Origin of the sequence: Paenibacillus spongiae, from assembly GCF_024734895.1 — a bacterium.
Lineage (GTDB): Bacteria > Bacillota > Bacilli > Paenibacillales > Paenibacillaceae > Paenibacillus_Z > Paenibacillus_Z spongiae.
This window is the reverse complement of sequence record NZ_CP091430.1, coordinates 6,618,377-6,639,917: the sequence shown is the minus strand read 5'-3', so window position 1 is coordinate 6,639,917 and position 21,541 is coordinate 6,618,377. Positions and strand designations below refer to the sequence as shown.

Genomic DNA, 21,541 nt, shown 5'->3' with positions numbered 1-21,541 from the left:
GCTCGAATAAGAACGATGAATTTGTTTAGCCCAACCTTTCGGGTCGTTACCATTATGTGACAAGCCTGTTCGAAGGATCGAAAAGTCCATGATGAAAATAGAATTATCCATTCAAGCGAATAAAAAAATCCGTAATATAAAATAAGTGATAATGATTATCACTACCATCATACTAACCCAAAGAACTGTAGGTCGAATCATGAAAACGAGCTATCTATGGGCGGCGCTCATTGTGTTATCGGTGTGCTCCGTGTTTATCGGCGTGAAGGATATTTCGCCTCTGGATCTGTTCAGCTTAACCGATGAGCAAATCCAATTCTTGCTGATCAGCCGCTTCCCACGGCTCATCAGTCTCATTATCGCCGGCGTCAGCATGAGCGTCGTCGGTCTAATCATGCAGCAGCTCAGCCGGAACAAGTTCGTATCGCCGACAACGGCAGGCACGATGGATTCGGCCAGTCTGGGGCTGCTCGTCGCGATAATCATGTTCGCATCGGCAACACCGCTGATGAAAATATCCGTCGCGTTTCTATTCGCGCTGGCGGGGACGTTCGTCTTCATGAAAATATTGGAACGCGTAAAGTACAAGGACTCGATCTTTATTCCGCTCGTCGGTCTGATGTTCGGCAATGTCGTCGGCTCGATTACGACCTTCTTTGCCTACAAGCATGATCTGATTCAGAGCCTGTCCGGCTGGCTCCACGGCGACTTCTCCATGATTCTGAAGGGGCGCTACGAAATGTTGTACATAAGCGTCCCGCTGGTCATTATCGCGTACTTGTACGCCAATAAGTTCACGGTCGCCGGCATGGGCGAGGAATTCGCCGTCAATCTGGGCCTGAATTACCGGACGGTCGTCAACATCGGTCTTGTGATCGTATCGCTGGTCTCGGCCATCGTGATCTTAACGGTCGGCTCCATTCCGTTCCTTGGGCTGATCATACCGAACATTGTCACGATTTACCAGGGCGATCATCTGAAGAAGAATTTGCCGCACACCGCCTTATTGGGCGCAACCTTCTTAATCTTTTGCGATATATTGGGACGGGTCGTCATCTATCCTTACGAGATTTCCATCGGACTTACCGTCGGCGTCATCGGAAGCGGCATCTTCCTGTACCTGCTCATGAGGAGAAAGACATATGGGTTATAAATCGAGAATTGGCATTCTTGCCGCCGTCGCCGTCGTGCTCATCATCATCTTTATGACCATCAACGCGAGCGGGAATTGGGACTACGTGCTGGAGCGCAGAGGCAAGAAAATTTTGGCTATCCTGCTGACGGGCGGCGCGATCGCGTTCTCCACGCTGGTGTTCCAGACGATAACGAATAACCGGATCCTGACGCCGAGCATCATTGGCCTCGATTCGCTCTACATGCTCATTCAGACGGCGATCGTCTACTTCTTCGGATCGATGACGCTCACGATGATGAACAAGAACCTGCATTTTCTGCTATCGGTCGGATTGATGGTGATGTTCGCAGGGGTGCTGTACAAAATATTGTTCAAGCGGGAAGACAGCAACATCTACTACCTGCTCCTGGTCGGTATCATCTTCGGCACCTTCTTTTCGAACATCGCATCGTTCATGCAGATGCTGATCGATCCGAATGAATTTTTTACCGTGCAGAACAAGATGTTCGCCAGCTTCAATAACGTGAATACCGAGCTGCTTCTGATCTCCATCGCCGCCATAGCCGTTACAGTCGCTTATTTCATGCGGTATGCCAAATATTTGGATGTGCTGTCGCTGGGCAAGGATCATGCCGTCAACCTGGGCATTCCTTACGATTTCGTCGTCAAACGCATGCTGCTCGTCGTATCGATCCTGGTTGCCATCTCAACCGCGCTGGTCGGTCCGATTACGTTCCTCGGGCTGCTGGTCGTCAATGTCACGTATCAATATATCCAAACGTTCCGGCACCGTTACCTGATTCCGGGCGCGATGCTGATCAGCGTCGTAGCTCTGGTCGGAGGCCAGTTGATCGTCGAGCGGGTATTTACCTTCTCTACGACACTGGCGGTCATTATCAATTTCATCGGCGGTACCTATTTCATCTATCTCTTACTGAAGGGGAACAAATCGTGATCGCAGTCAGTAATGTTACGAAACAATACGGGAGCAAGAAAGTCATCGATAACGTCTCCGTCCAGATCGAGAAGGGGAAAATCACGTCATTCATTGGGCCGAACGGGGCGGGCAAAAGCACGTTATTGTCGATTATAAGCCGGCTCATCGCGAAGGATAACGGGCAGGTGCTAATTGACGATATCGATGTCACCCAGAGCAAGAGCGGCGACCTGGCGAAAAAAATATCGATCCTCAAGCAGTCCAATCATATCAATGTCCGCTTGACGGTCCGGGAGCTGGTCAGCTTCGGGAGGTTCCCTTACTCGCAAGGGCGCTTGACGAAGGAAGACTGGAAGCATGTCGATGAAGCCATTGCCTACATGGGGCTGACCGATATGCAGGACAAATATTTGGATCAATTGAGCGGGGGACAGAACCAGCGGGCCTACATTGCCATGGTCATCGCCCAGAATACGGAATACGTGCTGCTGGACGAACCGCTCAACAATCTGGACATGAAGCATTCCGTCCAAATCATGAAGGTGCTCCGCAGGCTGGTCGACGAGCTCGGCAAAACGGTAATCATCGTCATTCACGATATTAACTTTGCCTCTTGCTATTCCGACTATATCGTCGCGCTCAAGGACGGCAAGATCATCCGCGAAGGCGTCACCGACGACATCATCGAAACCGCTGTGCTGAAAGAAGTGTATGACATGGACATTCATATCGAGACGGTGAACGGCAACAAAATTTGCGTGTATTTTGCTTGATCGCAAGGGGGACGCCCTGAGGGATCCGGCCAATATATAAATTTATTATTCAAAAAAAGGTGGAGAAAGAAATGAAACAGAAAGTTTCACTTGTATTTTTAACATTCATTCTTGCCGTTGTTCTGTCGGCTTGCGGCGCGACTGACAAAAACTCGAACGCGGATCAAGCAGCAAACAACACGCCAAGCAACACGGCGGAAGGCAATGGCAGCACGGGAGCGGGAACGCCGGAAACGGCAGAACCGGCTGAATTGACGATCAAGCATCAGTTGGGCGAAGCGAAGCTGAAGCAAAATCCGGAGAAGGTTGTCGTGTTCGATAACGGCGTTCTGGATACGCTCGACAAGCTGGGCGTTCCGGTCACGGCGGTTCCGAAGGACGGGCTTCCAGCCTACCTTGAGAAATACAAAGCGGACAGCTATGAGAATGCCGGTGGGCTCAAAGAGCCGGACTTCGAGAAAGTGAATGCGCTCAAGCCGGATGTCATCTTCATCTCCGGCCGCACCTCGGAAGCTTATGAAGAGCTGAACGAGATCGCTCCGACGATCTTCATGGGCGTAGACAACGCGAACTACAAAGCGTCGTACACGGAGAATGCGAAGATTCTGGGCCAAATCTTCGGCAAGGAAGCGGAAGTCGAAGCCGAGTTGGCCAAGCTGGACGAATCCATCGCGGCCTTGAGCAGCAAGGCAAGCGCGGAAGCAGCCAGCGGCAAGAAAGGCCTGATCGTCCTGACGAATGCCGGCAAGCTCAGCGTATACGGCAAAGCTTCTCGTTTTGGCCTCATTCATGACGTGTTCGGCGTTGCGCCAGTCGATGAGAACATCAAGGCTTCCACGCATGGCGACAGCGTAACGAGCGAATATATCGCGGAGAAGAACCCGGATTACCTGTTCGTCGTGGACCGTGACGCGGCCGTTGAGGCGGAAGGCGGCGAGACGGCGAACAAAACGCTGGAGAACGACCTGATCAAGAAAACGAATGCCTACAAGAACGGTAAAATCATTTACCTGAATGCGGATTACTGGTATCTGTCCGGCGGCGGTTTGGCGTCGATGGCAGAAATGATCAAAGAGGTTGACGCTGCATTTAATTAAGGCATCAGCCGTCGAATAGGGCTGGACTGCAGGCTCCGAGTATGAATCGGAAGCGGCGGTCCGGCCCTTTTTCGTGTGTCCGGCAACGTGTCGAAACGCCGCCTTCGCATGCATGGTTATAAAGCGTGAATCCGCGCGTTTACCCGTACAGCACATAGCGTGCGCGCCTCATTGCGTGTCCGTCGTTGTTCTCGCCGGGAATGTAGCTTCTCTCGCCGCTGCCTAGCGCTCTGGTTAATGCAAGACGTTACTAGTTGAGATTTCATGTTTACATGTTTACAAATCGAGGTCTACATGCTAAATTAAAACTGTTAACAGTTACCTGGTCACAACGCTAACTTGATTCCTGCCGGAAAGAAAGTTTCCCGGATTTTAGCGGATTGCCATGCATCGAGCGAAAATATTAATAATCCTTTGGTTGTTGATGGCTGATTCTCTCCGGAAAGCGAATCCACATCCTCCCATGACGAGAAGTCCTTTGATATAATGTGACTGTTAACCATTCTGGAGGGGTAAAATTGAATAAAATTTCTAGAATAAAATTATGCGACGACGTCGTGAAAATACTTCGAAGGGCCATCCTGTTGGGCGAGATTCCCGTCAACGAGCATTTGGCAGAGCCCATTCTCGCCGATAGGCTGGGAACCAGCAGAGGACCGATCAGGGATGCTCTTCAAATATTGCTGCTGGAAGGCTTTGCAGTGAGAATGCCTAATGGCAGAGTCATTGTGCGCGGAATGAGCTTGAAGGATATCTCAAACCTATATGATGTCAGACTCTTATTGGAGCATCATGCCATAGAACAGTGGTTTGGCCAACAAGAGAAAAAATCAATCGAGCCGATCCGGAATTGCTTCGAAACGATGCGCAGCAGCAATGTTACTTCCCAGGAATTCTCCGATATCGACATGGAATTCCATGAGCAAATCGTCCGCCTAGCGGATAATAATACGCTGCTGCAATCATGGCTTAGCTTAAGAGGACTGATCCATGCTATCCTGGAAATCACGAACCAAGGTTACCCGAGAAGCCAGTTGATCATGGATACGCACATCAAAATTTATGAGGCGCTGAATAATCGGGATTTTCCTGCAGCCAGTTCCCTATTAAAAGATCATTTGGCAGAGGGGAAAAAGGTGATGTGCGATAATATAAAAATGTTAAGAGAGACCACCACGAAGTAAAGCAGAGATATTACTATTCCGAAAGGGAGTTGATTTTTTTTATGACATAACTGTTAACAGTTAACTAGGTCTTTCGTTAGAGGGAATGGCGCGCAATCCATTATTGCTGCAATATTCAAGGAGAACGGCCTATGCGCACACCATGCATGCCAAATGAGCTGCAGCTAATAAAGCAGCGATCAAAAACCAGATTAGTAAACTTGAACTTGGAGTGAGTCATCAGGCATGAAAGCAATCGTTTATCATGGGCCAAAAACATTAGTAATAGAAGAACGGCCGGTTCCAACAGCCGCCGCAGACGAATTGATCATTAAAGTTCAGGCTGTCGGTATTTGCGGCAGCGAGCTGGAAGGATATTTGGGGCACAGCAGCATTAGAGTCCCTCCATTGGTTATGGGACACGAGTTTAGCGGGGTTGTCGCTGAAGCTGCACAAGGAGCCAAGGGTTTGACGGCAGGCAGCAACGTGATTGTCAATCCGTTAATCTCCTGCGGCATGTGTGACCGCTGCGCTCTCGGTAAACCGAACATTTGCCGGAACCGCGAAATTATCGGGATTCACCGTCCGGGTGCCTTTGCGGAATACGTTGCCGTTCCTGCTGCCAATGCTTTTCCCGTGCCTCAGCAGATGGATGCAAACCTTGCTTCCTTAGCCGAGCCTTTGGCCATTTCGATTCATGCTGCGAAGTTGGGTTTCCAACCCTTTGGCGATTTGCTTATCTTCGGCGCGGGAACGATCGGACTGCTGACTCTTCAGGTTGCGCAAAACATGGGGGTCAGGAAGGTTATGGTCACGGACATAAATCCCGCCAGACTCCAATACGCCAAGCAGCTTGGAGCCGAAATCGCCGAACCCGACCAATTGCCGGACCTGGCTGGGAAGTTTTTTTCACCGGGAGGCGTGGATACGATTATCGATTGCGTTGGCTTGGCAGCTACGCGGGAACAGGCGATGAGGCTGGTGAATCCGGGAGGAAAAGTCATCATGGTCGGATTAGGCAGCGATCTATCCGCTTTGCCGATGAACCATCTCGTACGGCAGGAAATCATGATCTACGGTTCGTATACGTACACGAGGGCGGAGTTTGAGCAAGCGATTCATTTATTAACCACCGGACGAATCCAACGGAATCCTTGGTCAACCATCAGGGGATTGCTTGAGGCGCCCGATTGCTTCAAGGCGCTGACCGAAGGGAAGGCCGAATACAGTAAAATCATACTCAGCCTTTAAGATTTCATGATGAGGAGCCATACCGATGTCTAAATATAAAGTGGCCATCACGGATTGCCGTTTTCCTAATATCGATCTTGAGAGACAGGTGCTGGAGCCGTTAGATTGTGAGATCCGCATAGGGCAGTGCGAGACGGAGAACGAGATATTGGACCTATGCGAGGATGCCGATGCAGTCTTGACGCAGTGGGCTCCGGTAACGGCGCGGGCGATTAAGGGAATGAATCGCTGCAAGGGGATTGTGCGGTACGGCATTGGAGTGGACAATGTTGACTTGGAAGCAGCAAATCAATGCAGCATTCCTGTTGTGAATATCCCGGATTATGCCATTGATGAAGTTGCGGACCATACGCTCGCACTTCTATTAAGCCTGGTCCGCAAAATACCGCAAATCGCTTCCCAGGTGCGCAGCGGAGTATGGGATATAGCTCCTTGCCGTCCGATTATCGGGCTGCAGAATAAACAACTGGGGCTTGCAGGATTCGGCAATATTGCAAGAGCCGTTGCCAAGCGAGCTCAGGCGTTCGGTTTGCGTGTAACCGCTTACGATCCGAATGTCGATGAGGAACAATTTCGCATTGCGGGCGTGGAGCAGACGAACTGGACAGCATTATTGCAGAACAGTGACATTCTGTGTGCACATCTTCCTTTGAGTCAACAAACCAGGCATATGTTAGACAAAGCCGCATTCGCACGAATGAAACCGACGTCCTATTTGATCAATACTTCCCGTGGAGGCGTAATCGATACAGAGGCTTTAATCGAAGCGCTGCAAAACCGGGAAATCGCCGGAGCGGCTCTCGATGTGTTGGAACATGAGCCTATATCGAAAAGCAGTCCTCTGCTGAGTATGGAACAGTGCATCATAACCAGCCATTGCGCCTGGTATTCGGAAGATTCATTGCAGCGTCTTCAGCTATATGCCGCACTAGAAATTAAAAGGCTGCTGACCGGTGAACGGCCGAAACATATTGTGAACAGCGTACAGTTCTAATACCTGCGGGGCAAGTTTTGGGTGGAATCGAACGACGGTATATCGATACATAAGTGAGAATGCCATTATCAAGGAGGAAATCGGTATGCACAGATTGTTGTCCTATCCTTTAAATCCGCACGCCCCGGGATGGCCAGGCAATCCAAAGCTCGGGTTTGAGCCTGTTTCGCTGATTGCCGACGGGGAGCCTGCCAACACGTATAACCTTCAATTGTTTAACCATTTTGGATCCCATATGGATGGACCGCGGCATTTCAACGATGAAGGTCCCCAGCTGCAGGAGATGCCCTTGGAAACGTTCGTTTATGAACGCCCGCTGCTATTGGATATTCCAAAATCCTTCGGTGAGCTGGTAATGGCGGAAGAGCTGCAGCCTTATGAAACAGAGCTGAAGAACTCAGATCTCCTGATGATTCGAAGCGGATTTTCGTCGCAGCGTTCGTCCCAGCCGGATAAGTATTCAAGCGAAGGACCCGGTATGTGCTCGGAAGCGTGCAAATATTTGATGGACCACTGCCCGAATTTAAAAGCAATCGCCTTAGATTGGATCTCTTTGGCTTCATATGCTCACATGGAGGATGGTGTGTTGGCGCACCAATATTTGCTCGGCAAATTTCATAGTCATTACATCTGCATCATTGAGGATTTGAATTTCTCCGGCTTGGAAGCAGGCAAGCTGAAGAAGGTCGTTTCTCTTCCATTGTTTGTGGAAGGGATTGATAGTGCACCGGTAACGGTGCTCGCTGAATTGGAATAACTCGATCCTTATTATCGTTTATAGAGGCTGTCTAAAAATCGAAAAGGAGGGAGCGCCTTAGGCACATTCGAGTCCGGCCCGGTGTCCGATGATTTATAACGGCCATCCTCGTATGACTGAGATCGGATGATATGGAACCGCGGATAACCGCACTTGGAAGGCAGCACGATCAACCTGTTTTTCTTCAACCTAGATATGAAGTAAATGTTAACGTTGGACAAATACTTATATAGGGGAGAAATGCAGATATGAGAAGGTTAAACGATAAAGGTTTCCGTTTATTGAGTTTTACCTGCGCGATCGCGCTGCTGGTCATGATCATGGCCGCATGCAGCGGGTCCGGTGAGAATGGAAGCGATACCAAGACGCCTAACGATAAGAAATCGAATACCAACACAGAAGCAACCAATGGGAACAAAGGGGCGAACGGAGAAAATGCCGACGAGCCGAAGGTGGATTTAGCGGATGTGAAAGGCGAGGTCCGGGTCATAACGCCATGGGGCGGCGGCTTCGGTGAGCAGTTCACGAAGATGTTCGAGGACTTCAATAAAGAATATCCGAACATTAAGGTCACCTTATTGGAACAGACGACTGCCGATCTTGCCGCACTTATTGCCGCAGGCGAGACGCCGGACATCATCTCTGTACTGTATATGGCTTCCGATCTGCGTAAAGATAATATGATCGAGGATTTGAGGCCGTACCTGGATGCAAGTCCGGACGTTACGCCAGACCTGTTCTATGAACCGGCCTATATGCGGTCCGTGGATGAGAACGGCGCGGTATGGGCGCTTCCTTGGCACGTCGATCCGAATTTTGCCCTTGTATATAATAACGATATTTTGGAGCAGTACGGGTATACGGAAATTCCGGAAATGCACTCGCTGCAGGAATTCGGTGATTTTCTTCACAAATTCTGGGTGATCGAGAACGGGGAACAAGTCATGACGACCTTTGACCCGTCTGGTATTTACGGTCCGCTCAATACCTTGAGCACGATTAGTTATCTTAATGGTGCGGATCAGAAGACATTCTACAATCCAGCGGAACGTAAAGTAATGTTCAATGACCCGCTGATCGTAGAAGCGCTGCAATGGATCGTCGACTTCAAGCGGGAGAACGTGGATCAGGAACGATTGGGTAAACTGGATTCCACGCTGCCGGAGAATACGGGAAGATTCGCTGCCGGCAAATCGTTGATGCAGCCTGATATTACGCCTGTCCTGCGCGGACATTTGGAGCAAAATCCCGATGTGAAATTCACGCCGATGCCGGAGGAGTCGATCTGGCTTGGCGGCTGGTCGTTCACGCTGACGACGGTAGGCAAGAAAGAGAACAAGGACGCGGCTTGGGCATTGCTGAAGTGGATGACCTCCACGAAGGCCGGAGCGGAATCGCAGCAGAAGCACTTTGGCTGGATTTCGGGTATTAAGGACAACCCTTACCTGGAATCGGAAGCGAAGAAGGATCCGGTATCCGCCGTAGCGTTTGAAGTGCTGAAGAAAGCGAAGAAAATGCCGCCGAACGTTCCGGTTGATTTCGAGCCGGAGTTTAATAAGAAATGGGATGAAGTGATGGCAGGCACGCTTGAACCGAAAGCCTTCCTGGACCATATTACGACTTATACGCAAGCGATGCTTGATGAGCAAAAGCCGTAAACTCCATATTACCTGGATATGGTTTCCGGTGCTCAATAACAAATATCATAGGATCAGAGGAGGAATGGAAGATGGTTGAAGCGAAAACGGTGGATTTGACCAAGCATCTGGAGGAGTTTAAGGAGCAGGGGTATACCCTGTTCGAGGGGGTATACGATGGGGAGACAAGACAGGCGTGGAAGGAGAAGTTTCATCAACTGAAGGACGACCGCGCCGCAACCTCTCAGAATGAATGGTGGTATAGCAGCACCACCGAGCTGGCGCCTAAGCTCATGCTGCCGGCTGTTGCGAATCCGCTGATCCTCGATTTTGCCGAATTGGTTATGGGGCCGTTCGTACAATTGGATAATTTGACCTTGGCGGGCTTCGGCTCCATTAAGAAGGAAGAGGCGGGCAACCGGGTTTCGGGCTGGCACCGCGATCGGTGGGCGAACATGCCCGGGGGTAGCTACAATCATCCGCTGTCGATTAACGCCATCAGCTACCTGCAGGATTTAACGGATGAATACGGACCGCTGCGCGTTATTCCGGGCTCGCACCTCAACCCGGTGGAGCTGACCAAAGAGCAGCAGTCCGTCCCGCATCCCGATGAGCTTGTGCTGAATATGAAGGCCGGCGACGTGGTCGTCACCCACAACGGGCTGTTGCATTCAGGGACGCCGAACACCTCCGGGGATATCCGATACTTCTTCAGCGTGTATTATAACAAGACGTGGCTGAAGCATACCGATAATCACAGCGGGCCTAACGTACAAGCCATTATCCAGGCTGCGAGGAAGCGGAACGATCATCGCACGATGCGGCTGTTCGGCGTGGACGAACATCTCGAAGCGCGGGCGAATTGGGGATTCCTGACGGCCGACGAGCAGCGCTGGGCGGAGTGGAGCGCGGCCGATAAAGCGGCGATCAAGCAATAGCGAGCATCAGCGGAAGCAGTTAAACAGTTAGGGATTCCCCCCTGACGATTACGACGTAGAGACGAGATCCCGACTGAATAGCCTCCAAAACCACGGTCCAGTGGATTTGGAGGCTTTTTTTATTACCAACAGGGTTGAAAAAGACTGTCGATTCATTGGCTACCAACGCTCGATCTCACCCAACAACATGCGGACTTCAGGACTCCCATTTTCCCTGAGCTTGCGAATCATTGGGCCTGTGAAGGTTTCTCTTGATTTAACCCACGCATTCTGGTAACAAAACAAACAAGCTCTGCGGCTTCCATCGGAACGGTTTGCGCTGCCACGATGAAACAAGCTCCCGTCGAACAGAACGGCTTGGCCTGGTTTGGCCAATACGCTCATTTCATCCGGAAATATCGGATGGCCCACAGGAGGTCTGAACGATACCCGATGACTGCCCGGTACGATCACGATAGGCCCATTCTCGTTCGTAAGCTCATCAAGGTAGTACCCGCAATTGATTTGACTCAGGTTTGCTCCATAAGGCGTACTATCTGAATCAATCGGCCACGGATGATCTCTATGCCAATCCTGATCCGGATCTCCGGGAACGGTTACTCTTGCAGTCGCGCTATGCAACTGGATGCAATTGCCCATAATGGCTTTGATTCTTGTCAAGATGGGATCGTTATCTAACAACATGGAGAAAACTTCGTCTTCCTCAAGCAATTGGTGAGTAAACATGGCTTGTTTCCGGGACATCACCCCTTCTAATGCATGGCGCAGCATTTGAACTTGAGGTTCCGTAATTGCGTTATCTACAATCAGGTAACCCCATTTTAAAAAGAAGCGCACCTCCCTTTCCAAATCGGCACTCAGCGTCGGATTCATCTGTTTAGGAACAATTTCAAAGCTATAACTCATTTTCGATCCCACCACCTTAAAGTTTTCCTTTCGGTATGAGAATAGTTTACCTGCAAACCGTTTGTTTTCATTGTGAATTTGTATCCATCGATTGTATGATCGTGTCAAAATCTTGGCATGGAGAACACGGAGGTCGGTATCGTGCTGCAAACATCATTTTTTACCTTTGATAACTGCGCCGCCTTCCCTGGGCGTTCCACAAGCGGTATTCTTCATAAAAAATACAACATTGAATTTCATGAACACGACTTTTACGAAATCAACATTGTGACGAAGGGCGGAGGCGTTCATTATGTAAATAAACGTTGTTTCGAAATCGCGGAAGGCGATGTATTTGTCATCCCTCCGGGTTATCAGCATGCTTACTCCAATAAAGAAGACCTGACCGTTTATCATCTTATAATTCGTGAAGGTTTTTTTACTAAACATCATCATGAGCTTTCTGCACTCCCCGAGTATGTCATGATGTTTAGGGTTGAACCAACATTGCGTAAAGACCATGAATTCGTAAGCTTCTTAAAATTAAACGACTCGCAGTCCGAAGAATTGAAACCGTTGTTATCCAAGGTGCTGCTGGAATCCGAACAGCATCATCAGGAAACAAGCCTAACCCTTAACTATTTAACGCTCTCCGTCATTACTTTATTGTGTCGTTATTACCGCGAGCAGCATTCAAATTTCATGGGTCAAAAATCCAATACCGACTCCCTGTATCATTCTATTACCAACTCTATCTCCTTCATCTACCAAAATTATATGAATGTAATCTCTCTTGAGGATTTATTGAGGGTCTCCTCCATGTCCCGATCCACGTTCATGAGGGTTTTCAAAATTGCGACCGGAACCTCTGCCAATCAATTTATTAACGAATACCGGGTGAATTGTTCTAAACGCATGATATTAGATACAAACTTGTCTATTACTGAAATTGGGGTTGCAGTAGGCTTCTATGATTCTTCCCATTTTGTAAGGACTTTCAAAAAAATCTGCGGCATCACGCCAATGAATTATCGTAGACTTTATTCGAATAAAGTGGGCTTGTGACTTCCGGATCGACGACGCCACTAAACTGCTCAACCGCATCTTAATGACCAGTATGCCGCCTCGGCCTCGTAACGCGTCAAAGCGTTGCCTGATGAGGAGGGGGTCTCAGGCTGCAAGCCATAAGCTGCAGTGTAGTATTTGACGTTGAGAATCATTTTCAATTAATATTAAGCTAGATCGCATTGAAGTGGGGGTTGTGATTATGAAGCGGAAGGATGGAATGGGTCCGTTCACTCTGAACTATACACATACAGAAGAATACCGGATCGAGAGCGGTTTCCATGCGGATATCGCCGAAAGGGAAGAGGATGCTTTCGGATTTGCCTTGAAGGACGGCGTTCGCGTATCGATTGACGACGGCGATCAGCGGCGCACGGCTAAAGTGTTGAATGGAGAGCTGTTTCTGATCCCGGCTGGCTGCCGATGCATCGTTCAAAGCATGGCGAAGCATGAATCGCGCGTGCTTATGATCCGGTTTCGCAAGGAGCTGCTGCCTGATCCGGCAGGAGGGCCCGATTCGGAGCACAGGGCTCATTACGATACGCTGAAGCTGATCGTGTTCCGAATGCCGCAGGTTCGCAATTGGGTACAGGATTTCGCAAGCGATGCCGTCAGTGTCGATCAGGCGCTCTATTACCAATTGCAGTCGAATCTGTACGCCATGGCGTCGGCGATGATGAGCACGATCCAGAACCCGAAGGAGCCGGAGGAGGACCTGCTGGAATACGTGGAGCAGACGCGAAGATATATGCAGGAGCAGTATCATAATCCGATGGATATGGAGGAGATCGCTGCTCTATCCGGAGCCAGCGCCAGCCGGTTCTATCAGGCCTTCCGCAGCTATACCGGACTGAGCCCTCATAAATATATGACGAAGGTGAGATTGGATGCCTCGTTAAGCCTGCTGGCCGGATCGCCGCCTCCGATTATTGAAGTGGCACATTCCATCGGCTATGCGGATGAGTATTATTTCAGCCGATTGTTCAAGAAGCATATGGGTATGACCCCGACCGAATTCGCCGCTGCCGCCCAGAAGAAAGTCGTCACGCTATGCCGGGTTTTCAACGGGGATCTTGCGGCGTTCGGGATGACGCCGACGATGTCATTGAAGGCGGCCTGGACCGAGCTTCTGGAGCAGGGCCTTATGGAGATTGCTTCGGCGCAGCCGAATCTAATATTAACGGGACCGGTATCCGATGACATTTACGATGCTTTGGCAGCTATTGCGCCGACCGTTATTCTGCACTGGAAGAGTTACTCGTGGAAGGAACGCATCTCGGAGATCGGCCAGCTTATGGGAATGTCGCCGGTAGTGGAACGCTGGCTCGCCAACTACGAGATGAAGGTTGAGAATGCCCGCTTCCATGTCCGCCGCCGTCTTGGCGACGAGCCGCTTCTGCTGGTCAGCACGCGTAATCACCGCTATCGCGTGTGGGGGATGAAATGCCTGAAGATGAAGGATGTCTTCTATGATGATCTGCAAATCGCGCCGCCGGCGAAGGTGCAGGACATTATTATACTTGAAACGGAGAATCTGGATGAGGTTGCAGAGCTGGAATGCGAGAACGTGCTGTTCTTTGTGGACGAGGAAGAATCGGAGACGTATTGCCGGCAGCTGGAGGCGAAGTGGCGCAAGCTGAACCGAAGCCGAGAGCGCCATCTCTGTCTGTTCGTCCGGTATGAGGAGCATCTGCAATATAATGCGTCCATGCACGAAAGCCTAGTCGAGCAGACGGTCAGGCAGCTGATCGAGCTCAGCTGAGGCTGACTGTCTGCCGCTTCTGGCGGAACGAGCACCTTCGGATTACCGGTTCGTTCTCTCATAGAGGACGCGCTCTACTTTGGCAATATGCTGCTCCATCCGAAGTCCGGCCTGATGCTCGTCCCGGGCTTCGATGGCTTCGAATATGGAAGTATGCTCTTTAAGCAACCGTTCGGCCGAACGGCGCTCCGCATAAAACCATAAAGCCCGCGTATCCCGCATGCTTTCGTGCAGCCGCTGGGACAGCGAGCGGACGAGATCGGTCAGCACGGGGTTTTGCGCAGCTTCGGCGATCTGCAGATGAAACCGGATATCGGCTTGCTCCCCTGCCTGTTCATCGGACAAGCAAGCCTGCATCTCCTCGAGCGTCATCCGGAGTGCGCCGAGCTGTTCCTCCGAACGATGCCTTGCCGCGAGGGAGGCGCTGCCGGTCTCCAATACCTTACGAACCTCGAGAATGTGCCGGAGCGATTCCGCCCGGGCCATCCAATCGGCCTGCATCTCCTCGGAGAGGACAGGCGCCTCCGCTTTGACGTACGTGCCGCCGCCCTGCCGGATGTCCAGCATGCCGACGGCCTTCAAGGCGCTCAGCGCCTCGCGGATCGTGGAGCGGCCTACATTGAACTGCGTCGCCAGCTCCACGACGGAGGGAAGCTTGTCCCCGGCTTTCCAGTCGCCGGCGGTGATTTGCGCTTTCAAATTATTCGTAACCCATTCGCTGCTTTTGATCGGTCGCGTATTCATCAGGTTCGGTTAATCCTTTCCGGAGCATCATCATGATAAAAATATTGTACCCGTTTTTTAATCCTTGTGGTATACTTTTCGTAAAAGTCATCAGATGACCTGATTAATTTATTATACCCTATACGATGCCAAAGAATCTAGATCGGTTAAATGGATGCTCTAGCTGTGCACGCAGGATATTCTTACAGCGGTTATTCTTCCCGGTTATCGGTGAATACAGGGCTTGGTCGAATCGATATCGCCGAATGGCAAGAGCATTCTGCTTGCGCATTGGGTCGAAGGTACGTCCTGCGACCGGCAGCAAAGAAACCTAAGCAGTCTCGCAACCGGTGCTTGGTCTGCTGCAAGGATTTCCCCAGGCAGTGGCCGAGTTGCGAGGTGTTGAGGACGGGGATCTTTAGTCTTGCTGTGCGGCCGATGCAGTCGAATGTGGAAGTGTGCGCTCGACGGTCGACCACCGTCATGCGACGCCGCACCGCGCGCTGGGAGCTGCGCGCGGTGCGAAATGTGATGTTGAAGTTAGATGTTTGTCGAAGAAGTTGGCAGCTGTGAAAGCAGAAGTTGAAGTAGACGATGTAGCAGATGTTGGGGAAGAAGTTGTAGCAGATGTGAAAGCAGAAGTTGAAGTAGACGGGGGCTGCAGGCGCAGAGAATGTTGTATAACGTGCAGGATTTCCTTCATAATCTGACGCTGTAATCCAAATTTTTGTACGTTGTACAACAATTTGGATGTGGAAGCCTCCAGACAGAAGGAATTGTTGCAGAAAATACAACACTCTCTCTATTATCCGTGCTTTTGACCGTCCAATGTTGTACTTTATACAGAATTATAAAAGCCATTACCGTGCTTGTCGGGGGGCAGCAGTTCGTATGTGCATAGGAAATTCGGCAGCATCAGTCCAGGGGGCAGCAGTTCGTATGTGCATAGGAAATTCGGCAGCATCAGTCCAGGGGGCAGCAGTTCGGTATGTGCATAGGAAAATCGGCAGTATCAGTCCAGGGGGCAGCAGTTCGTATGTGCATAGGAAATTCGGCAGCATCAGTTCAGGTGGCAGCAGCTCGTGTGTGCATAGGAAATCCGGCGGCAGCAGACTGGGCGGAAGAGGTTCGTGTTCCAATCAATTATTCGTTCATTCACGCCTTCGGGCTATTTTCCAATCCATCGTTCAACTAATAACCATTGATTATAAACAGGAGGTCTCGCGCATGTGGTCTGATATCGTCAAGAAAGAACTGCAAGGCATTATGGGAGAGCAGTGGGTGAAGGACGACCCCCAATCGCTTGTGACGCATTCTTACGACGGGACGCCGATGCTGCAATCGCTTCCGGACGCGGTCATCTATCCGGAGAATACGGCGCAAGTATCGGAGACGCTCAAGGTGCTGAGCAAGTACATGATTCCGGTCGTAAGCCGCGGCTCGGGCACGAACCTATGCGGCGGAACGGTGCCTGTCCAAGGCGGCGTCGTCATGGTTATGCACCGCATGAACCGTATTCTGGAGATCGACCTGCAGAATCTGACCGCGACGGTGCAGCCGGGCTTGAATACGAAGCAGTTCATTACGCACGTCGAAGGGATGGGCCTGTTCTATCCGCCGGATCCGAGCAGCATGGCGATCTCGACGATCGGCGGGAATATCGCCGAGGGTTCGGGCGGACTGCGCGGCCTCAAGTACGGCACGACGAAGGATTATGTTCTCGGGCTGGAAGCCGTTCTTGCCAACGGGGAAGTGATCCGTACCGGCGGCAAGCTGATGAAGGATGTGGCCGGCTACGATCTGACGAAGCTGCTGGTCGGCTCGGAAGGAACGCTGGCAGTTATTACGGAGGCTACGCTGAAGCTCGTTCCGCCTCCCAAATATAAGAAGACGATGCTCGCGATGTTCAAGGACATCTACGGAGCGGCCCGTACGGTCTCCAGCATTATCGAGAACCGGATCATACCGGCGACGCTGGAATTTCTCGACCGCCCGACGATCCGGGTCGTCGACGACTTCGCGAAGCTCGGCTTGCCGCTCGATATGGAAGCCATTCTACTGATTGAGCAGGATGGCGATATGGAATCGGTCGAGCGGGATATTGCGCGGATCGAAGAGATCTGCCGGAGCGAGAAGGCGGAGCGCATTCAAGTGGCGGAGAGCGAAGCGGAAGCGCTCAAGCTGCTGACCGCCCGGAGAAGCGCGTTCACGGCATTGGCCCGTCTGCGTCCGACGACGATATTGGAGGATGCGACGGTTCCCCGCTCGAAGATCGCCGATATGGTTCTGGAAATTAACAAAATCGCCTTGAAGCATAACGTCCAGATCTGTACGTTCGGCCACGCGGGAGACGGCAATCTGCACCCGACGGCAACGACGGATGCGCGCGATCAAGAAGAGATCCACCGCGTTGAAGCGGCGTTCGAGGATATATTCGAAGCGGCGATCCGGCTTGGCGGCACGATTACGGGCGAGCATGGCGTCGGACTGGTCAAGGCTCCTTTCCTCGAATGGAAGGTAGGGGCTGCGGGGATTGAGGTCATGAAAGGGATTAAGCAGGCCTTCGACCCGCATCAGCTGCTGAATCCCGGCAAAGTATTCGCGAAATCGTCGCGCAAAAGGGTGGTAATCGAGCATGGCTGAGCCGAAAACGATGGAGCACGGCATGACCGTTTCGCTTGTCGATACGCTTAAGAATAAACTGGACTACGATCAGCTGACGAACTGTATGCGCTGCGGCTTCTGTCTGCCGGCCTGCCCGACATTCCGCGAGACGGGACTGGAAGCGGAATCCCCGCGGGGGCGCATCGCGCTGATGAAGGCTGCCGTCGACGGCATTATGCAGCCGGATGCGGCGTTCGAGGAGCAGATGGATCATTGCCTTGCCTGCCGCGCCTGCGAGCCGGCCTGTCCGGCAGGGGTCAAATACGGTCAATTGATCGAGCAAACCCGGGATTCGATCGAGCAGCATACCGTCCGCCACCGCTGGTGGGTGAAGTCGGCCCGCAAGATGGCGTTCGAGGGATTGTTCCCGCATCCGCGCCGGATGCGGCTGCTCGGCGGAGCGCTCAAGTTCTACCAGAAGTCCGGCCTGCAGAAGCTGACGCAAGGGACCGGCATTATGAACCTGTTCCCGGATGAGCTGAAGGGCATGGAGAAAATTATGCCGGAAGCTACCGGAACCGGCGTCATTAAGGAGATTGGCGTCCGCCATCCGGCCAAGGGCGAGAAGATTGCGACGGTCGGGCTGTTCCGGGGCTGCATCATGGATATCATGTTCACGGGTACGAACGTGAATACGGTGCGGCTGCTGACGGAAGCGGGGTTCGAGGTCGTCATTCCCGACGAGCAGACATGCTGCGGCGCGCTTCATGCCCACAGCGGGGAGGGCGGCGGCGCCAAGAAGCTGGCCAAAAGCAACATTCGCGCATTCAAGGATTTGGGGGTCGATTGGATCGTTTCCAATGCAGGCGGCTGCGGTGCGCTGCTGATCGAATACGACCATCTGCTGCATGACGATCCGCAGTGGAAGGACGATGCCGCCTGGTTCGCCTCGCGGGCGGTCGATGTCGCCAAGCTCGTCGTCGAGCATGGTCGGGTTCCGTACTTCGAAGCCGACAGTCAGGCGGGCGTACGCATTACGTATCAGGACTCCTGCCATGTGCGCAATGTCATGAAGTCATCCGAAGCGCCGCGCAAGCTGATGCGGAGCGTTGAGGGCGTGCAGTTCGTTGAGATGGAGGATTCCGACCGCTGCTGCGGCTCGGCGGGAATCTATAACTTGACGCAGCCCGACATGGCTGGCCAGCTATTGGACCGGAAGATGGATTGCGCGAAGAATACAGCTGCCCAATATATGATTACGAGCAATCCGGGCTGCCTGCTGCAGATGAAGCTGGGCATAAGCAAGAGCGGGATGGAGAACGAGATGAAGGCGGTTCACTTGGTCGACTTCCTATATGAGAATATGGCCGACAAGAAATAAGACGGGATGCGTTCCAAGTGAGCGATGCAGATTGAAATTCGGGGGACAATGGCGAACGCTGACGTTGGATGGAGTCGTAAAAAAGGACCGTCAGAGATCAGGCCCTGACGGTCCTTGCCTATTCATCGAAGCAAAGCAAGCTGTCTTCGCTTGCCAAATGCTCGATGATCGCCTGCTCGGCCGCAGCGGCGTCTTTGGTCCGCAGGGCGTCCAGCAGCAGCTGATGGTCGGTTTCAATATGATCCAATTTGAAATAGGGCAGATTCTTGGTGAAGTGTAGCCGGATCTGATTGACGATGCTTTGCCAGGTGATCGATACGGTCCGTTCCGTGGCCAGCTCCAGAATCTGCTGATGAAATTGAATGTCCAGCTCAACGAGCCGGGATTTCTCGTCGTTCTCGTAAGCCTTTCTCATGTCATCGACAATGTTCTGCAGTCTGGCGAAGAACGCATCGTCCATGTGATTCAAGTAGCGCTTGATAACGTAGGATTCGATATGCAAGCGGATCGGGATGAGGATATGCCGCACCTCATTCGAATCCAAATCGGCTACGACGGTTTCCTTGTAGGGATACGAGATGAGGAGCCCCTCCCGTTCCAACTGGCGGATCGCTTCGCGTACCGGCCCGCGGCTGATCCCCATCTGCTGGGCGATATCCATCTCTCTGAGCCGCGCCCCTGGAAGTAGGTTGCCGCTTAATATCGCTTCCCGCAGGTCGGAGGTTACTTTTTCCCGCAAAGAGGTATTGGCCTGCTGCTTAAACGTGAACTCGCTCATGGTCAAATCCTTTCATACTAGAAGGTTGTCTAGTTCCCAGTATACGTCTTAAACTGAAAAAAAGCATCTCAATGTAAGTTGTCAACAATTTCGTCTGGAAGTGGTTTAATATTGTTGACAATATGAAAATGTTGGCTATACAATCAGAGCAGAGGCAGAATATTCGTCTTCCTTTGATGGACTTCACAAGATGAACGAACATCGATGCAAGAGATGACGATGCCGGTTCATCTTATGACGTCCCAAGCGCGACAAGAGACGATGGAGCCAAGATCGGCAAGGCCTTGCTGTGAAGTTATTGAAAGCGTTAACATTATACTGACCATGAATGGGGGAACTACCGGTGAAAATTACTGAAGTGGAATCCATCTATCTGAGAATTCCGGATCTTGATGCAAGCAAATGCGACGGCACGCAGGATACGCTCATGATTCGCATACATACCGATGAAGGCATAACCGGCTTGGGAGAAGTCGATTCGGTACCGCTTGTGGCCAAAGCGGCGATCGACGCACCGGCGTCGCATTCGATCGCAACGGGTCTTCGATCCTTGCTGATCGGAGAGAATCCGCTGGAGATCGACCGCCTATGGGAAAAAATGTACCGGGGGACCATTTACTTCGGCCGCAGCGGTCCAGCTATTCATGCGATGAGCGGTATCGATATGGCGCTCTGGGATATCGCCGGCAAGCATGCTGGCCGGTCCGTTTCATCCATGCTTGGAGGGGCTTACCGTACGAAGCTGAAAGCCTACGCCAGCTCGCTCATGCCGGATACGATCGAGGAAGCGGTCCAGCTCGCAGGCCAGTACGCCGCTGAAGGCTACAAGGCGATGAAGTTCGGCTGGGGTCCGATCGGCCGCGACGCAGCCTTCGACGAACGTCAAATCCGTGCCATCCGCGAGACCGTCGGAGATGATGTCGATATTATGATCGATGCCGGACTCGCATGGGACTTGAAGGGTGCGCTCAAGATGGCGGAAATCTACGAAGAGTACGGCGTGTACTGGCTGGAGGAGCCGCTGCATCCGGAAGATATCGCGGGCTATCGGGAGCTGTCGGGCCGTTCCAAGCTGAATATCGCTTGCGGTGAGCAAGAAAGCGGCGTGAATGCGTTCCGCAGGCTGATCGAGGAAGGGCATCTGGATATTATTCAGCCTGATCTCGGCCGCTGCGGGGGATTGACCGAAGGGAAACGAATCGCTTATATGGCGCATGAGCGTCATAAGAAAGTGGTTCCGCATGCGTTCAAGACCGGTATTCTCGTTGCGGCCAGCACGCATTATGCCGCCGCGATTCCCAATGGGTTCATGATCGAGCATACCGTGTCCACCTCTCCTCTGACGCGGGAGCTCGTGGTCGAGCCGATCACGTTCAAGGATGGGTACGTCCATGTTCCGGATCGGCCGGGGCTCGGCGTAACGGTGGACGAAGCGGTAGTCGACAAATACCGCGTTGGCTGAATCAATAGCTGCGTCTTCCAACCATGACGACGAATACGAAGCGCAGGATCGAAGGCAAGGCTGCTTTGATCACGGGAGGCGCGGGCGGGGCAGCCTTAGGAAGCGGCGGGCGGCATTGGCTTCCTGGCTTCAGATGACGCTACCTAACTATGCGATGTGATTATTCCGGTCGACGGCGGGCTGTCGACACCTTTTAGCG

At 52.0% G+C, this 21,541-nt stretch carries 18 protein-coding genes; 15 read left to right on the top strand and 3 right to left on the bottom strand.

Going from position 1 to position 21,541, the window contains the following annotated elements; all coding sequences use genetic code 11:
* Window positions 1-199 precede the first annotated feature (199 nt).
* The 10 genes from L1F29_RS29850 to L1F29_RS29805 all read left to right on the top strand — a co-directional run bounded on the left by L1F29_RS29850 (window position 200) and on the right by L1F29_RS29805 (window position 10,682).
* A complete protein-coding gene (locus L1F29_RS29850) occupies window positions 200-1,153 on the top strand; it encodes an ABC transporter permease (protein ID WP_258385645.1) in 954 nt (317 codons plus the stop codon).
* Entirely contained in the window at window positions 1,143-2,090 is a 948-nt protein-coding gene (locus L1F29_RS29845; protein ID WP_258385644.1) for an iron chelate uptake ABC transporter family permease subunit, read from the top strand. Before L1F29_RS29850 ends, L1F29_RS29845 begins: the two co-directional genes overlap by 11 nt.
* Window positions 2,087-2,845 (top strand): iron ABC transporter ATP-binding protein, encoded by a 759-nt coding sequence (locus L1F29_RS29840; protein WP_258385643.1) that lies wholly within the window; start codon window positions 2,087-2,089, stop codon window positions 2,843-2,845. The genes L1F29_RS29845 and L1F29_RS29840 overlap by 4 nt, the downstream gene beginning before the upstream one ends.
* A 71-nt stretch (window positions 2,846-2,916) precedes the next feature.
* Complete coding sequence (locus L1F29_RS29835) at window positions 2,917-3,942, top strand: siderophore ABC transporter substrate-binding protein (protein WP_258385642.1); 1,026 nt, start codon at window positions 2,917-2,919, stop codon at window positions 3,940-3,942.
* Window positions 3,943-4,460: 518 nt separating this feature from the next.
* Entirely contained in the window at window positions 4,461-5,126 is a 666-nt protein-coding gene (locus L1F29_RS29830) for a GntR family transcriptional regulator (RefSeq protein WP_258385641.1), read from the top strand.
* Between the two features lie 225 nt (window positions 5,127-5,351).
* Window positions 5,352-6,356: a galactitol-1-phosphate 5-dehydrogenase gene (locus tag L1F29_RS29825; protein WP_258385640.1), complete on the top strand. Its 1,005-nt coding sequence runs from the start codon at window positions 5,352-5,354 to the stop codon at window positions 6,354-6,356.
* 25 nt (window positions 6,357-6,381) lie between these two features.
* Window positions 6,382-7,350 (top strand): C-terminal binding protein, encoded by a 969-nt coding sequence (locus L1F29_RS29820; protein WP_258385639.1) that lies wholly within the window; start codon window positions 6,382-6,384, stop codon window positions 7,348-7,350.
* An 85-nt stretch (window positions 7,351-7,435) separates the two neighbouring features.
* Window positions 7,436-8,107, top strand: coding sequence for a cyclase family protein (locus L1F29_RS29815; RefSeq protein ID WP_258385638.1), 672 nt, complete (start codon window positions 7,436-7,438; stop codon window positions 8,105-8,107).
* Window positions 8,108-8,355: 248 nt separating this feature from the next.
* Window positions 8,356-9,765: an extracellular solute-binding protein gene (locus L1F29_RS29810; protein WP_258385637.1), complete on the top strand. Its 1,410-nt coding sequence runs from the start codon at window positions 8,356-8,358 to the stop codon at window positions 9,763-9,765.
* 71 nt (window positions 9,766-9,836) lie between these two features.
* Window positions 9,837-10,682: a phytanoyl-CoA dioxygenase family protein gene (locus tag L1F29_RS29805; RefSeq protein ID WP_258385636.1), complete on the top strand. Its 846-nt coding sequence runs from the start codon at window positions 9,837-9,839 to the stop codon at window positions 10,680-10,682.
* A 159-nt stretch (window positions 10,683-10,841) separates the two neighbouring features.
* On the opposite strand, the gene L1F29_RS29800 is transcribed toward L1F29_RS29805, so the two are convergent.
* The gene (locus L1F29_RS29800; protein ID WP_258385635.1) at window positions 10,842-11,588 is read right to left on the bottom strand and encodes a phytanoyl-CoA dioxygenase family protein; all 747 of its coding nucleotides are present in this window, start codon (window positions 11,586-11,588) and stop codon (window positions 10,842-10,844) included.
* 141 nt (window positions 11,589-11,729) lie between these two features.
* Between L1F29_RS29800 and L1F29_RS29795 the strand changes: the two genes are divergently transcribed.
* Together L1F29_RS29795 and L1F29_RS29790 are read left to right on the top strand one after the other, a co-directional pair.
* A complete protein-coding gene (locus L1F29_RS29795) occupies window positions 11,730-12,632 on the top strand; it encodes an AraC family transcriptional regulator (protein ID WP_258385634.1) in 903 nt (300 codons plus the stop codon).
* Window positions 12,633-12,834: 202 nt separating this feature from the next.
* Window positions 12,835-14,394, top strand: a complete 1,560-nt coding sequence (locus tag L1F29_RS29790; RefSeq protein ID WP_258385633.1) for an AraC family transcriptional regulator — start codon at window positions 12,835-12,837, stop codon at window positions 14,392-14,394.
* 42 nt (window positions 14,395-14,436) lie between these two features.
* On the opposite strand, the gene L1F29_RS29785 is transcribed toward L1F29_RS29790, so the two are convergent.
* On the bottom strand, window positions 14,437-15,138 hold the full coding sequence (locus L1F29_RS29785) for a FadR/GntR family transcriptional regulator (protein ID WP_258385632.1): 702 nt from the start codon (window positions 15,136-15,138) through the stop codon (window positions 14,437-14,439).
* Window positions 15,139-16,344: 1,206 nt separating this feature from the next.
* Between L1F29_RS29785 and L1F29_RS29780 the strand changes: the two genes are divergently transcribed.
* Window positions 16,345-17,760, top strand: a complete 1,416-nt coding sequence (locus L1F29_RS29780) for an FAD-binding oxidoreductase (RefSeq protein WP_258385631.1) — start codon at window positions 16,345-16,347, stop codon at window positions 17,758-17,760.
* Complete coding sequence (locus tag L1F29_RS29775) at window positions 17,753-19,102, top strand: (Fe-S)-binding protein (protein ID WP_373876450.1); 1,350 nt, start codon at window positions 17,753-17,755, stop codon at window positions 19,100-19,102. Before L1F29_RS29780 ends, L1F29_RS29775 begins: the two co-directional genes overlap by 8 nt.
* 118 nt (window positions 19,103-19,220) lie before the next feature.
* On the opposite strand, the gene L1F29_RS29770 is transcribed toward L1F29_RS29775, so the two are convergent.
* Entirely contained in the window at window positions 19,221-19,880 is a 660-nt protein-coding gene (locus tag L1F29_RS29770) for a GntR family transcriptional regulator (RefSeq protein ID WP_258385630.1), read from the bottom strand.
* A 343-nt stretch (window positions 19,881-20,223) separates the two neighbouring features.
* Here L1F29_RS29770 and L1F29_RS29765 point away from each other — a divergent pair, with 343 nt between their 5' ends.
* Window positions 20,224-21,342: a mandelate racemase/muconate lactonizing enzyme family protein gene (locus L1F29_RS29765; RefSeq protein ID WP_258385629.1), complete on the top strand. Its 1,119-nt coding sequence runs from the start codon at window positions 20,224-20,226 to the stop codon at window positions 21,340-21,342.
* Window positions 21,343-21,541: the final 199 nt, after the last annotated feature.